Below are 13016 nucleotides of genomic sequence, written 5' to 3'. Positions count from 1 at the left end.
GCGTTGACGATGATGGCTGTGCTCGGCACCATCCGCCGGTCTGAATTCAAGGATTGCCCATGTTGTTCAAAACCCCGTTACTGATGACTTCTCTGCTGTGGTTGCTGACGGCCACAGTTAATGCCCAGCCGCTGATTTCCGAAGTGGATGCTGATACCAATGGTGAGGACCGCGCCGAGTTTATCGAACTCAGTGGTCAGGCCGGGGAGTCGCTGGATGGCTGGTGGCTGGTGTTGTTTAACGGCAACAATGGTCAGCCGTACCGCATTGTTGATCTGGCCGGGCAAAAACTCGACAAGCAAGGGCTCTGGCTGTTGTGTGGCAAAAGCGCCGGTCTCAAGTGTGGGCAGACGCTGGCAGACGGTTTCCTGCAAAACGGGCCGGATGCCGTGGCGCTGTATCAGTCGAAAACACCTCTGCGCCAGTTCGACAAGCCATCCACAAGCGGTCTGGTGGATGCGTTGTTATATCGCTCCGGTAAAACCGGTGGCGATGCATTACAACCGCTTCTGGCCAAGGGCCAAAACTGGCTGGATGAAGCCGGTGCGGGCAACAGCAGTCGTGATTCCCTGCAGCGTTGTGGCGTTGCCGCACGTTCGTCCGACAGCTTCAAACCGGGATTGCCAACTCCTGGCCAGGCCAATCGTTGTGATGGTACAGCCGGTTCAACAGACACCGGCAGTCGGGAGTCTGGAAAACCTGAATCCTCCAAACCTGTGAGCGGTAAATCCGGCAGTAACGAAACCGCCAGCACCTCCGCCCAGTGTGGTGATAACAAGGGGCTGACCCTGATCAGTGCTGTGCAGGGCGAAATTCGTAAGGCGGAGCTGGGTGACAGCCCGTTATCCGGTCAGAAGGTTACTGTCGAAGCCATTGTGACCTACAGCGCCCAGGGCACGCGGCTGCCGGATGGCAGCGAGTCTCGTCAATACCGCGGTTACTGGCTGCAGGAAGAAAAGGCCGATGAAGACGGTAATCCAATGACCTCGGAAGGCATTTTTGTGTTTGATGACAAGGCTGGTATCGCCGTGGGTGACAAGGTGTGTCTGACGGGGCTGGTGTCGGAATTCCGGGGTACGACCCAGCTGTCCAAAGTGACCAATCGCCAGATTTGTGCTCACAATCAGCCGCTGCCGCCTGCTGCCAGTCTGAGTTTGCCGGTCAGCAGTCTGTTACAGCTGGAAGCACTGGAGGGCATGCGAGTAACCATCAGTAAACCGCTGCTGGTGTCCGATTTCTTTGGCTCAAACTACAGCTTTGCCAATCAGGGTCAGCTGGTTTTGTCGTCGCAGTTACATTATCAGCCTGCCGAGTCGATGGCGCCGGGTTCGGCGCAGGCTCGCAAGCTGGTGGCGGATATGGCGCTCGACCGTATTCTGCTGGATGACGGCAGTACCGATACTTATCCGGCTTATATCCCGTTCCCGGATGCCCGTGGTTTTGCCGCTGACCGTCCGGTGCGGATTGGCGATTCCGTTACCCGTCTGACGGCGCTGGTGCATGCCAGCAACGACTGGTATCAGCTGGTGCCAATTGATTACCAGTTTGCCCAGACCAATCCGCGCCCGGCCAAACCGCCGGTGGCGGCTACCGCCAACGTTCGTATTGCCAGCATGAACGTGCTGAATTACTTCAACGGTGATGGCAAGGGTGGTGGTTTCCCGACAGAACGAGGTGCGCGTAGCCAGGCCGGTTTTGAGATGCAAAGTGCCAAGATTGTGGCCGCGCTCAAAGGTCTGGATGCTGATGTGGTGGCCTTGATGGAGCTGGAGAACGATGGTTTTGGCCCGCAATCGGCCATGGCCCGTTTACTGTCTGAAGTGAATCGCGGTTTGCCTGCTGATCGCCAGTACAAGGCGGTCGAGGTCGAAACCTCTAAACGTGCCGCTATTCGCAGTGGCCTGTTGTATCGCCCGGCGCGGGTGAGTCTGATCGGGGATGCTGCGGTGCTGGATTCGTCTTCGTCGCCAACCGACGCCCGTGGCAAGTTATTCGACAGTGGTAAACACCGGCCGGTACTGGCACAGGCGGTGCGAATCGAAGGTGAAACCCTGTTATTGGCTGTGGCCCACTTCAAATCAAAAGGCTCACCGTGCGGCGAGCCGAACGAAGGTGCTGATGGTCAGGGCAACTGTAACCAGACCCGCCTGCGCGGCGCCAAAGGAGTTTCACGTTTCCTGCAAGATCAGGCCAGTGCTCGTGGCATCAACAAGGTGATGTTGCTGGGTGACCTTAATGCCTATCGTATGGAAGACCCGGTCAAGGCGCTGGTGAGTGGTGGGCTGGTGGATCTCAAACATTCTGCGGCCGCCACCGAAGAGCACCCATGGACCTACATTCATGCCGGAATGCTTGGCAGTCTGGATCACGCACTGGCCTCGCCAGAACTGGCGGCGCTGGTGGTCAGTGCCGGTGCCTGGCATATCAACGCTGCTGAAAGTGATCTGATGGGATACGAGACGGAAGCCAATGGTCAGGACTACCCATCCATCGATCATTACGCCAGCCCGGATGCCTGGCGTTCATCCGATCACGATCCGGTTATCGTTGGTTTGCGCATTGGTAAACGTTGATAAGTTGTTCTGTATTGCATTGTCGTGATGCGCTTCAAAAAAGCCTGCACCCTGGTGGTGCTGGCTCTGGCTCGTTAGTTTACAAGGTGGTTTGTAGAACAATTGGTATGTAGGGCGAATACTGAGAAAAACTCTCGTTTTGCTAACAAATAAGTCAGAGATGTACCAATAAGGGACGCTTCCGAATTCTGGCATGTTACTTGTAATAACCGGGTAACCTCTGTTTGTGCGAAGGAGATCGCCCCCATGTTTTCCGGACTGTTAGGCAAATATCGCGCAGTCGTGATATCGATAGCCATGTTCATTATTCTTGATGCTGGAGTTCTGGTTCTGAACTTCTACATCTCGTCCCAGCTGGCCGAAGATGCCAGTAACGTAAACCTCGCAGGCCGCCAGCGTATGTTGTCGCAGAAGACCGCCAAGGCTCTGCTGGACTATCAGGACCTGGAGGTCAATGGCAGCAAGGCATCGGCCGATGCGTCGCTGGAAGAACTCCGCAAAGCCGTTGCCCTGTTTGACTCAACCCTGAATGCCTTTGCCAAAGGTGGCGACATCAAGGGTGCCTCTGGCGAACAGCTGTTCCTGAAGCCGGTCAGCACACCAGCATCGCGCACTGCCGTCGACAAGAGTATGGCCATCTGGCAACCACTCAAGCAGGACTTTGATGCCCTGTTTGCCAGTGAAGTCGGCTCCGAAAAACACCAGCGTTTACTGAGGAAGCTGGTGGGAGAGGAGCGTTCCTTCAACCTCAGTTTACTGACTCTGATGAACGACTTGACCGTGGATCTGGAAGGGGTTGCCCGTCAGAAATCGGAAACTCTGCGTATGATTCAGGCCGGTGCGATTACCCTCGCGGTGCTGAACTTCTTGCTGATTCTGTTCCACTTCATTGGTCAGCTGCGTCGCAGTGATGCCGAGACTGAACAAGCCCGTAATGAAACCGCAGAAATCCTGCGTACCGTACGTGAAGGTCTGTTGCTGCTCGACCGTGACATGATTATCGGTTCCCAGTATTCCGGTTCTATCAGCGATATTTTCGGTCAACAGGAGTTTGCCGGTATGTCGTTCCGCACCTTGCTGAAAAGTCTGGTGGTGGAAAGCGACATGAAAACCGCCGAGGAGTACATCAAGCTGCTGCTGAACGGTTCTGTGAAGGAAAACCTGGTGGTATCCCTCAATCCACTGTCGGATATCGAAGTCAGCCTGCCGGACCGCTCAGGCGGTTATCAGGTCAAACACCTGTCGTTCCGGTTTAACCGCGCCATTGACGCTGGCCAGATTCGCCACATTCTGGTTACCGTGCTGGATATTACCGAACTGGTGGCCCTGCGTGCCGAGCTGGAGCGCGCCAGCCAGAACTCCGGTATGCAGATCAGTGCGCTGAAAGAGCTGCTGCATGTCGACAAGGAAGCGTTGGTGATTTTCCTACGCGAATCCGAAAGCTCTCTGGCAGCGATCAACGACATCCTCAAGGAACGCACCACAGGTGCCCATGATTATCATGACAAGATTCGCAGTGCGTTCCGCATCATGCACCGCATCAAGGGGGATGCCAGTGGTCTGAATCTGCCTCAAATCGTGCAGGCGGCGCATGGTTTTGAAGAACAGCTGCGTGCTCTGGAAGGCGTCGAGAAACTGCGTGGTGGTGACTTCTTGCCACTGACCCTGGCTCTGAACGAATTCTTCCGCCTGATCGGCGATATGAAAGACATTCTGGATGCATTCAGTTCGCCGGTTGCCAATCTGCGTGAAGCTGCAAAAAGGCCAGGCCCGGCGCAGCTGGATGTGGCCATGCTGGAGCGTCTGGCATCCAGGATTGCGGTTGAACAGGACAAGGAAGTGAAGCTGGTGATTGATGCGCCGGCGTTTGATCTGATTCCAACCGGCCAGCGCAAGGTAGTACAGGATTGTATCGTCCAGCTGGTTCGCAACTCCGTCGTGCACGGTATCGAGCCGCGCGATGAGCGGGTTCTGTACGGCAAGGAAGGTGCTGGTGAAATCCGGATCAGCATGCAGCAGGACAATGGCCAGATTCGGGTATCCGTGCGGGATGACGGCCGTGGCATCAGCATCGACAAAGTGCGTGAACGTGCGGTGCAGCGTGGAATGTACAGCCAGGATGACATCGACTCCATGCAGCCAACCCGCATTATCAGCCTGATTTTTGAACCGGGTTTCTCAACCGCTGACAAGGCCGATGAGCATTCTGGCCGCGGTGTGGGAATGGACATGGTGAAAGCGGCGATTCAGCAACTGAATGGTCGTATCCGGGTGGCCAACCGCCCATCGCGTTACTGTGAAATCTCGTTTGTTATTCCCGGCGAAGCGGATGCTTACCCGGTAGCGGAGGCAGTATGAAACGCCTGATGATTGTTGATGATTCCCTGATTATTCGCCGTCGTATCAAGCGTGCACACGGACTGGATGAATTCAGCGTGGTGGGAACCGCCAGCAATGGTGAAGAAGCCGTAGCGCTGGCGCGCCAGACCGCGCCGGACCTGATTACCATCGACCTGACCATGCCGCATATGGATGGTATCGAAGCGATTCCGTTGCTGGCGTCTATCTGCCCGGATGCCCGCATCCTGGTGGTATCGGCACTGGCCGACAAGGCAACGGCGATTACCGCCCTCAGCCGTGGTGCTCATGGCTTTGTGTGCAAACCCTTTACCGATGATGAATTGCATGATGCCCTCAGTGAGCTGGCGGCCGACCTGCCTGCGCGCTGATTGTGGACGGAGATATCTGAGAAATGGAAAAAGAGTCAATTGAGGTATTTATCGACAGTCTGGCGCACTTCTATCGTCAGGTTGGCGTCGGTGAGGTTCAGGTCGGAGTGCCGTATTTGCTGGATTCCAGAACACCGATGGTGTCTGACTTTACCGGGATTATCGGAGTATCTGGCAAACGTCGTGGTTGTGTCTATTTCAGCTGCCCGAAAGCCATGCTGAGTTACATTCTGACGTCAATGGGAGAGCGCGATAACTCCAGCGAACATCTGTGTGATCTGGTCGGCGAGATTGCCAATACCATCGCCGGTAACGCTCGCAAGGAGTTTGGTGCTGATTTTATGATTTCGGTACCGGTGGTAATCCAGGGTGAACCCGAGCGCATTCATCTGCCGGATAACACCCGTTGTGTAGTGATTCCCACCAAGTGGAAGAGTTACCAGTCGATTATCGTGGTAGCACTGGAATAAGTGCACGCTGGTCGGTGGCCAGTCGCAGACAGTCCAGCCATTGCTCCAGTAATGGCTGGCTGATGCCCTGCTGGCAAATGCGGCCACTGCTGCAATGAATCAGACGGCTACTGGTCAGATTGTGACTGACCGGTGGCCGCCACTGTAACTCCGGTGCGTCGCCCAGCAGACGTGCTCCCCGAAATAACAGACGCTGGCGCAGACAACTCAGGGTCTGCAGGCGATCCTCATCAAAACAGAAATCACTCCCCAACGCCCACAGGGCCACCTGTTTATCGGCAAAACTGACTTGTTCCAGCACTGGCCAGGCATCGCCCCAGGGATCATCCGGGTGACCCATGGCATGGATAGGCAGCGCCATGATCAGGTGTTTCCACGGCTGGATATCTTCGGCCTGGCAGGTCAGCAGATCACAGGGAATCAGGGTGGCCCACTGGATCTGTTCTTCCAGTAGCCAGCTCATGGCAGCCGAACAGGGGCAGCTGCTGTCGTAAAGCACGGCAATAGCGGTCATGTTGGTATTTCCGGTCAGGTGGGGATGATAAATCGCATCCATGCGTTCCCCTCAATCCATGAACAGGGTAGGCGTCAGCTGTTCACAACAGATAACGCGAAACGGTCGACAGGTCCTGGCTCAGGCGGCGCAGGTGCATCTGCCCATCGCGGCTGCCGGAATACAGATGGCGCAGGGCGAAGTAGGGCTGATACAGACACTCGAGGCAACGCTGGCGCTGGCCATCGTTGCAGTGATCACAAATGGCGGTGTTGCGAATATGGGTGTAGATACGTCGTAGCCAGCTTTCCTGCAGCGCAGGCAAGCGGCGTGCGCCAGCAGCGGCGGCCAGTTCCAGGCCCAGATCGAGATATTCGTTGAGCCAGCTTTCCAGTTGTTGCCCACCCGCCGAGCGGATCAGGCTTTCCAGTTGTTCCAGCCGGTGTTGGCGTTCATTACCGTGGTGGCTGTACAGAGCTTCGGGAACGGAATCGACCATGACAAGTGCCTCGGTGTCGTCGTGACTGAGTACACTCTAGTGATAATCATTATCATTTGCAAGATGGGGAGGTGTCAGGGATCGTCAGACATGCGATCCCTGTGAGGCAGCACTCAATTCCAGTCGAATGGCTTTTCCTGACCTCGGGTGATCTTGACCCAGCCAGGCTGATCGTCATTTTCACTTTCGGCCCACTGTACGGCGGCGCAACGGATTTCAGTTTCCAGCGCTTTATAGGCACTGCGGGCACAATCCAGGTCGGTGGTCCATGGGGTGTTGTTCTGTTTGAACCACAGGCAGCTGAAATTGGCTTCGACCTGCTCGTTATAAAACACATCCATATCGGCCACACGCCAGTGATGGCCGCCACTGCCGGACTTCACCACCTCTACGCTGCCAAGTTCGGATTCCAGCCACTGCCGGACGTTATCGGCGGGTGCTTTCAGCACATAGATTTCGAGATCGGATGGGGACGGGTTGCTCATGGTTACTTACAAGCCTCAGGATGCGTAACAGACTGAGCGCAATATACCCGATCGCTGCCAGTAAAGCGCCCATTCCCGCAATCGCCAATGCCAGCAAGGCAACCAGTTCCTGCCCCAGCGAAGGCGTCAGGCGACTGTTGGCAAAATAGAGAATCCCCATACCGATAAAAAACAGCAGGGTACCGCTGGTAAAAATAGCCATGTGCTGGCGGGGGGTACCGCTGCGATCAAGCAAACGCCAATAAAGGGTACGAATCCGGGACATGACGGGTTTCCTCGGTTAACCCATTCAGTCTAGCAAAGCGGCTACAGACTGCTGGCGTCTGGCGCGATTGTTGTGGGCATCAATGCCCACGCTACAACTGAGCATCGATTCACACCGATTTCTCCCAGCTCAGCTGGCTGCCAAATGTCCATTGGGCGAGCCGGTTTGAACCACAACGGCCTGCCCGGCCGGGGGACAATGTCCCCCAGGAGGGCAAGCGGACTGGCCAATCAACAAGCCGAGTAGCCGTCGGAAAAACAGCAGGATGTCGGCAGGCATGTTGATGCGGCAGGCAAGTAGAGCAGCTGAATCAGAACGACAGGGCAAACAAAGGCGTTAAGCCGAAGAGAAAAAAGAAATGCGCCGACGGTGGGTCCGGCGCTCAGGCCGCTACCGGAATCCGTGGTAGCGGGGATGTAGACTGGGGCACCCTCATGCCCCATTGCTGTTTATCCTGACATTGCCGCCGGTTTCTACCAATGCGACCGGATGCCGCAGCGATGGTGCGGAAATAAAAGCGATGGTGAATGGCTATTGGGCGCCCGCTTGTTTGCAATCAGTCTGGTTGCAAAGTGAGCAACCATCTGATAGTCTCCGCCGTCCTTTTATCCGTACACTGGTTCTGCTGCGCTCTTGTTGGTGCAGTTGTTGAAAAACGGACTCCTTGCCTTACCGGATGGGCCGGAAGGCTTAAAACCCACAAGGAGCTGACAATGCGTCACTACGAAATCGTATTCCTGGTTCACCCGGACCAGAGCGAACAGGTGCCTGCAATGGTTGAGCGTTACACCTCTACCATCGAAGCCACCAACGGCAAGATCCACCGTTTTGAAGATTGGGGCCGTCGTCACCTGGCTTACCCAATCAACGACCTGCACAAGGCTCACTACATTCTGATGAACGTAGAGTGCACTCAGGAAGCCCTGGACGAACTGACCACCAACTTCCGTTACAACGATGCCATTCTGCGTAACCTGGTGATCCGTCGTGATGAAGCCGTTACCGAAATTTCTCCGATCAAGGCTGCTGAAAGCCGTGAAGATCGTCGTCGCTCCGAATCTCGTGACGACAACCGCTCCCAAGTGGTTGCTGAAGACGAAGTAGAAGATTCTGAAGACGAAATCTCTGAAGACGAAGAATAAGGGGTACTGAGTCATGGCACGTTTTTTCCGTCGTCGCAAGTTCTGCCGTTTCACTGCCGAAAACGTAGTTGAGATCGATTACAAAGATCTGGAAACTCTGAAAGGCTACATCACTGAAACTGGCAAGATCGTTCCAAGCCGCATCACTGGCACCCGCGCCAAGTACCAGCGTCAGCTGGCTACTGCTATCAAGCGCGCTCGCTACGTTGCGCTGCTGCCATACACCGACGGTCACTTCAACTGATCGTTGCTGAATGGTAGCCCTGGCACAGTGGGCCATGGGCAGCCGTAATCGGGCTACCCTGGTTGCGGCACTTTTACTGGCGATTCCCATCCTGTTCTGGCTGGGCGCCGCCATTATCGCCCTGGTTATCCTGCGTCAGGGATTCCGGGAGGCGTTCCCGGTTGCCCTGTGGGCCAGCCTGCCAGCGATTGGCTGGGTGGCTGCGGGTGATCCAACGCCTCTGGTTATGGTCATAGGCACCAGCCTGTTGGCCGTAATCCTGCGTTCCAGTGTCCGGCTTGAGCTTGCTGTTATGGCAGTTCTGGTTCCGGGCATTTTTTTGTACTGGTTGTTTCCGGCTCTGATGCCGGAGTTGTTGCCGAAAGTTATTGAGGCGACCCGCCAGTCAGTCAGCGCAGCGCTGGCAGAACAACCGGTTTTTCTGGCTGAACTGTTACCCTACGTTGATGCCGTTGTGGTTGGTGGCCTGGCTGCTATCCATAGCGTAATGATGGTGTTGTGCCTGATTCTGGCGCGGCACTGGCAGGCCCGTTTGTATAACCCCGGTGGATTTGCAGCCGAGTTCCGGATGCTTCGTTTGCCGTCGGCTTATGCATTACCGGCGTTGTTGCTGGTGTTCTCCGCTGGTGAGCTACAACCCGAGCTGGCCGGTATGGTTCCCATTCTGACAGTACCTCTGGTGCTGGCAGGCATCGCAATGGTTCATGGTGTTGTGCACCTGACTGTTGCCAGTCCTGGCTGGTTATTACCTGTTTATGTAGGTTTGTTCGTCTTCGGACCCTACATGTATACATTACTAATTTTCGTGGCGGCGCTGGACAGTATTCTGAACATCCGCGCGCGACTAAAAGACACGGCAGGCACTGACGATTAACGCAGCTGCCCTGTAATGAGGAATTATTATGAACATCATTCTGCTGGAAAAAGTAGCTAACCTGGGCACTCTGGGTGAACAGGTTTCTGTACGTGCTGGTTACGCTCGTAACTTCCTGATCCCACAAGGCAAAGCAGTTCCTGCTACCAAAGCCAACATCGAGCACTTCGAAGCTCGTCGCGCTGAACTGGAAGCTCAGGCTGTTGCCAAGCTGGCCGAAGCTCAGGACCGCAAAGAGAAAATCGAAGAAATCGAACTGTCTGTTGCTGTTAAAGCTGGCGACGAAGGCAAACTGTTCGGTTCTCTGGGCAACCGTGACATCGCTGAACTGGCTTCCCAGGCTGGTGTTACCCTGGCCAAGTCCGAAGTGCGTCTGCCAAACGGCCCAATCCGCGCTGTTGGTGAAGTGGATGTTGTTATCCACCTGCACCCAGAAGTGGAAGCTATCCTGAAGCTGCACGTTGTTGCCGAGTAATTCTGTCCTGCCTGCGGTGTAACGGCAGGCAAGCCAGTGGCACAACCGGGGTTTTCAAACCCCTAAAAAAGGCACCATGAGGTATACTCGGGTGCCTTTTTTATTTGGCGTTATTCCTGTAACAGCACGGCAGACAGATCATGAGCGACGACTACATTCCGGATGATACCGGCTCCGCCGAGTCACGCCGCACTCCGCCGCATTCGGTTGAAGCCGAACAGTCGGTATTGGGTGCCCTGATGCTCGACGAGCGTGCCTGGGAATCCGTCAGTGAACTCCTGCAAGACACCGATTTTTACCGCCACGATCATCGCATGATCTTCCGCGCCATCAGCCACCTGTCGTCGGTCGATCAGGCCATTGACGTGGTGACCGTGGCGGAAGAGCTGGAAGAGCGTGGCCAGCTGGAAGGCGCTGGTGGTGGTGCCTATCTGGCGCACCTGGTGGACATGACTCCGTCCATCGACAACTGCGCCGCCTATGCCCTGATTGTGCGTGAACGCTCACAGCAGCGACGCCTGATCGAAGCCGCTTCCGATATCATCCAGAAAGCCTACGAACCCGCCGGGGCCGATTCCCTGACGCTGGTCTCCGATGCTGAAAAAGCCATCGCCGAAATTGCCGAAGGCAGCCGCAAAGACGGCGGCCCGCAGCGGGTTGCGCCGATTCTGCGCGCGACCCTCGATCAGCTCGACCAGATGTTCAACCAGCCGGAAGGCCTCACCGGGGTCACGTCGGGCTTTAACAACATCGACAACCGTACCTCGGGCTGGCAAAAGGCCGATCTGGTGATTGTGGCAGCGCGTCCTTCCATGGGTAAAACCACCTATTCGATGAACCTGGTGGAAAACGCCCTGCTGGCGACCAAACGCCCGTGTCTGGTGTTCAGTATGGAAATGCCATCCGAATCCATCGTGATGCGTATGCTGTCGTCACTGGGCCGAATCGACCAGAGCCGTATCCGTTCTGGCAAGCTGATCGACGAAGACTGGCCGAAGCTGTCGACGGCTGTAACCCTGCTGAAAGACCTGCCGCTGTTTATCGACGATACCGCCGCCCTGACGCCGCAGGAAATGCGCGCCCGTGCCCGCAAGGTTTACCGCGATGCCGGTGACCTCGCGCTGATCATGGTCGACTACCTGCAGCTGATGCGGGTCAGTGGTAAATCCGAAGGTCGTACCCAGGAAATTTCCGAGATTTCCCGTTCCCTGAAAGCCATGGCCAAGGAATTCAACTGCCCGGTAATTGCCCTGTCGCAGCTGAACCGCTCGCTGGAACAACGTCCCAACAAACGTCCGGTGGCGTCCGACCTGCGTGAATCCGGCGCCATCGAGCAGGACGCCGACATCATCCAGTTTATCTACCGTGATGAGGTTTATAACGAAGACTCCCCGGACAAGGGCGTTGCCGAAATCATCACCGGTAAACACCGTAACGGCCCGATTGGTACTGACCGTCTGGCTTTTATCGGCAAATACACGCGCTTTGAAAATCTGGCGCACGGCTACGAAGACAGCTTTGACGAATAAGGCTGTTGTCTGACTGGAGCACGTAATGCAATTTACTCCCGAACTGAACTTTGACGGTGGTCGTGTGCGGCCACTGGCAGCTGAAGATCGAGACGCCCTGTTCCGCGTTTACCAGCAACCGGAGCTGCCGGGCCAGCGCCCGCTGCAAGACCCGGCACAGCTGGATCGTATGATCGAACTGAGTGTGCAGATGGCTGCCACCCAGCGCGGCATGATGTGGGCACTGGAAGTTGGTTCTGAAGGCAACTATGAGCTGCTGGGTGTGGTGGGGGCGTTTGACTGGCAACCGTCGATGTTACGTATCACCCTGCGCATTGATGGCCTGCCAGAGCTGGGCTGTGACCTGCGCGCCGCTGCGCTGGAAACCTGTATCGGATTCCTCTCCAGCAAATATCACCTGCGCAATTTTGCGTTCCAGTGGGTAGATGGCCAGAACCCGGCCTATCGCGACATGCTGACCAGAATTGGTTTCAGCCTCAGCGCCCGTCAGCGTGATGGCTGGCGTACCGCCGAGCAAACCTTTGTGGACGTTGAGCTGTACCACCGTCTGCTTGATCAGGATGTACCGGACCCAACGGCCCGGGCCGGGGAATAAGGGGGAATTTACTGTGAACTGGAATCTTGAAACCGAACACTTTGTGATTCGCCTGCCGCTGGCCGATCAGGACGGTGATGCCCTGTTTGGTCTGCTGAAAAATCCACAAGTCGGTGCACACCTGCCACGTCTGCCGATGTTTGTTTCGGTGCAGTCGTTGGATGAACTGCGCCGTGCCACCATGCGTTTCCAGGCGCGTGAAGCCGCCACCTGGCTGGTGTTGCGTCGTTCCGACAACGTTGATGATCTGGCCGCTTTTCAGGCTCGTATCACTCTGCAAAACATCAACTGGATGTTGTCGTCAGCGCGTTTGCAGTGGGAACTGGCAGACGATGTCAAACGTGAAGAGCTGGCGGAAATGATCAGCGCAGTGGAATCCTTCTGCTTTGATGAGCTGCAACTGCACCGTCTGGAACTGCGTATGGTGCCGGAAGCGGCAGAGCAGCGAGCCAATGCTGAAGCGCTGGGTTATCAGTACGAAGGCTGCCTGCCTGCACAGATGGAGTTTGACGAACGCTGGATTGATCAGGTGTTGTACAGCCGTCTGGCCACCGATCGCGTTTGATGCGAACTCGCTTGAGCACGCCATTGTCGATCTAAAAAACCGGCCTGCTGGTTACAGGGATAAAACCAGCAGGCCGGG

Annotated in this window: 15 protein-coding genes; 11 read left to right on the top strand and 4 right to left on the bottom strand. The window is 56.0% G+C overall.

Going from position 1 to position 13016, the window contains the following annotated elements; translation table 11 throughout:
• Nucleotides 1-59: 59 nt before the first annotated feature.
• The 4 genes from OUO13_RS06760 to OUO13_RS06745 all read left to right on the top strand — a co-directional run bounded on the left by OUO13_RS06760 (nucleotide 60) and on the right by OUO13_RS06745 (nucleotide 5772).
• Nucleotides 60-2573 carry an ExeM/NucH family extracellular endonuclease gene (locus tag OUO13_RS06760; protein WP_283173102.1) on the top strand — a complete coding sequence of 838 codons (2514 nt, stop codon included), beginning with the start codon at nucleotides 60-62 and terminating at the stop codon, nucleotides 2571-2573.
• A 246-nt stretch (nucleotides 2574-2819) separates the two neighbouring features.
• A complete protein-coding gene (locus OUO13_RS06755; RefSeq protein WP_283173101.1) occupies nucleotides 2820-4931 on the top strand; it encodes an ATP-binding protein in 2112 nt (703 codons plus the stop codon).
• Nucleotides 4928-5302, top strand: coding sequence for a response regulator transcription factor (locus OUO13_RS06750; protein ID WP_283173100.1), 375 nt, complete (start codon nucleotides 4928-4930; stop codon nucleotides 5300-5302). Before OUO13_RS06755 ends, OUO13_RS06750 begins: the two co-directional genes overlap by 4 nt.
• A 23-nt stretch (nucleotides 5303-5325) precedes the next feature.
• The gene (locus tag OUO13_RS06745; RefSeq protein ID WP_283173099.1) at nucleotides 5326-5772 is read left to right on the top strand and encodes a chemotaxis protein CheX; all 447 of its coding nucleotides are present in this window, start codon (nucleotides 5326-5328) and stop codon (nucleotides 5770-5772) included.
• On the opposite strand, the gene OUO13_RS06740 is transcribed toward OUO13_RS06745, so the two are convergent.
• The 4 genes from OUO13_RS06740 to OUO13_RS06725 form a co-directional block, all read right to left on the bottom strand.
• Nucleotides 5750-6328 carry an NADPH-dependent FMN reductase family protein gene (locus tag OUO13_RS06740; protein WP_283173098.1) on the bottom strand — a complete coding sequence of 193 codons (579 nt, stop codon included), beginning with the start codon at nucleotides 6326-6328 and terminating at the stop codon, nucleotides 5750-5752. The two genes, OUO13_RS06745 and OUO13_RS06740, sit on opposite strands and share 23 nt — an antisense overlap.
• Before the next feature lie 40 nt (nucleotides 6329-6368).
• Nucleotides 6369-6764 carry a hypothetical protein gene (locus OUO13_RS06735; RefSeq protein WP_283173097.1) on the bottom strand — a complete coding sequence of 132 codons (396 nt, stop codon included), beginning with the start codon at nucleotides 6762-6764 and terminating at the stop codon, nucleotides 6369-6371.
• 113 nt (nucleotides 6765-6877) lie between these two features.
• Entirely contained in the window at nucleotides 6878-7249 is a 372-nt protein-coding gene (locus tag OUO13_RS06730) for a hypothetical protein (protein WP_283173096.1), read from the bottom strand.
• Nucleotides 7191-7514 (bottom strand): hypothetical protein, encoded by a 324-nt coding sequence (locus tag OUO13_RS06725; protein WP_283173095.1) that lies wholly within the window; start codon nucleotides 7512-7514, stop codon nucleotides 7191-7193. Before OUO13_RS06725 ends, OUO13_RS06730 begins: the two co-directional genes overlap by 59 nt.
• Nucleotides 7515-8227: 713 nt before the next feature.
• On the opposite strand from OUO13_RS06725, the gene rpsF reads away from it, so the two are divergent.
• The 7 genes from rpsF (at nucleotide 8228) to OUO13_RS06690 (ending at nucleotide 12938) form a co-directional block, all read left to right on the top strand.
• Nucleotides 8228-8656: a 30S ribosomal protein S6 gene (rpsF, locus tag OUO13_RS06720; protein ID WP_283173094.1), complete on the top strand. Its 429-nt coding sequence runs from the start codon at nucleotides 8228-8230 to the stop codon at nucleotides 8654-8656.
• A gap of 13 nt (nucleotides 8657-8669) precedes the next feature.
• Nucleotides 8670-8900 carry a 30S ribosomal protein S18 gene (gene rpsR, locus OUO13_RS06715; RefSeq protein ID WP_283173093.1) on the top strand — a complete coding sequence of 77 codons (231 nt, stop codon included), beginning with the start codon at nucleotides 8670-8672 and terminating at the stop codon, nucleotides 8898-8900.
• 10 nt (nucleotides 8901-8910) lie between these two features.
• Complete coding sequence (locus tag OUO13_RS06710) at nucleotides 8911-9774, top strand: hypothetical protein (RefSeq protein WP_283173092.1); 864 nt, start codon at nucleotides 8911-8913, stop codon at nucleotides 9772-9774.
• Nucleotides 9775-9802: 28 nt separating this feature from the next.
• Complete coding sequence (rplI, locus tag OUO13_RS06705) at nucleotides 9803-10249, top strand: 50S ribosomal protein L9 (protein WP_283173091.1); 447 nt, start codon at nucleotides 9803-9805, stop codon at nucleotides 10247-10249.
• Between the two features lie 140 nt (nucleotides 10250-10389).
• Nucleotides 10390-11778: a replicative DNA helicase gene (gene dnaB / locus OUO13_RS06700; RefSeq protein ID WP_283173090.1), complete on the top strand. Its 1389-nt coding sequence runs from the start codon at nucleotides 10390-10392 to the stop codon at nucleotides 11776-11778.
• A gap of 25 nt (nucleotides 11779-11803) precedes the next feature.
• Nucleotides 11804-12373, top strand: a complete 570-nt coding sequence (locus OUO13_RS06695) for a GNAT family N-acetyltransferase (protein ID WP_283173089.1) — start codon at nucleotides 11804-11806, stop codon at nucleotides 12371-12373.
• Nucleotides 12374-12386: 13 nt separating this feature from the next.
• Complete coding sequence (locus OUO13_RS06690; protein WP_283173088.1) at nucleotides 12387-12938, top strand: GNAT family N-acetyltransferase; 552 nt, start codon at nucleotides 12387-12389, stop codon at nucleotides 12936-12938.
• Nucleotides 12939-13016 lie beyond the last annotated feature (78 nt).

It is taken from the genome of Parathalassolituus penaei, from assembly GCF_026626885.1.
Taxonomy (GTDB): Bacteria; Pseudomonadota; Gammaproteobacteria; order Pseudomonadales; family Oceanobacteraceae; genus Oceanobacter; species Oceanobacter penaei.
The sequence above is the reverse complement of the archived record's forward strand: the minus strand, read 5'-3'. Positions and strand labels throughout refer to the sequence as shown.

Bases quoted from the DNA above. Each gene is read 5' to 3' on its own strand.
- OUO13_RS06725 (WP_283173095.1), bottom strand. From the start codon at position 7,514: ATGTCCCGGATTCGTACCCTTTATTGGCGTTTGCTTGATCGCAGCGGT.
- rpsF (WP_283173094.1), top strand. From the start codon at position 8,228: ATGCGTCACTACGAAATCGTATTCCTGGTTCACCCGGACCAGAGCGAA.
- OUO13_RS06710 (WP_283173092.1), top strand. From the start codon at position 8,911: ATGGTAGCCCTGGCACAGTGGGCCATGGGCAGCCGTAATCGGGCTACC.
- OUO13_RS06740 (WP_283173098.1), bottom strand. From the start codon at position 6,328: ATGGATGCGATTTATCATCCCCACCTGACCGGAAATACCAACATGACC.
- OUO13_RS06755 (WP_283173101.1), top strand. From the start codon at position 2,820: ATGTTTTCCGGACTGTTAGGCAAATATCGCGCAGTCGTGATATCGATA.
- OUO13_RS06760 (WP_283173102.1), top strand. From the start codon at position 60: ATGTTGTTCAAAACCCCGTTACTGATGACTTCTCTGCTGTGGTTGCTG.
- OUO13_RS06730 (WP_283173096.1), bottom strand. From the start codon at position 7,249: ATGAGCAACCCGTCCCCATCCGATCTCGAAATCTATGTGCTGAAAGCA.
- OUO13_RS06745 (WP_283173099.1), top strand. From the start codon at position 5,326: ATGGAAAAAGAGTCAATTGAGGTATTTATCGACAGTCTGGCGCACTTC.
- OUO13_RS06695 (WP_283173089.1), top strand. From the start codon at position 11,804: ATGCAATTTACTCCCGAACTGAACTTTGACGGTGGTCGTGTGCGGCCA.
- rplI (WP_283173091.1), top strand. From the start codon at position 9,803: ATGAACATCATTCTGCTGGAAAAAGTAGCTAACCTGGGCACTCTGGGT.
- OUO13_RS06750 (WP_283173100.1), top strand. From the start codon at position 4,928: ATGAAACGCCTGATGATTGTTGATGATTCCCTGATTATTCGCCGTCGT.
- OUO13_RS06735 (WP_283173097.1), bottom strand. From the start codon at position 6,764: ATGGTCGATTCCGTTCCCGAAGCTCTGTACAGCCACCACGGTAATGAA.
- dnaB (WP_283173090.1), top strand. From the start codon at position 10,390: ATGAGCGACGACTACATTCCGGATGATACCGGCTCCGCCGAGTCACGC.
- rpsR (WP_283173093.1), top strand. From the start codon at position 8,670: ATGGCACGTTTTTTCCGTCGTCGCAAGTTCTGCCGTTTCACTGCCGAA.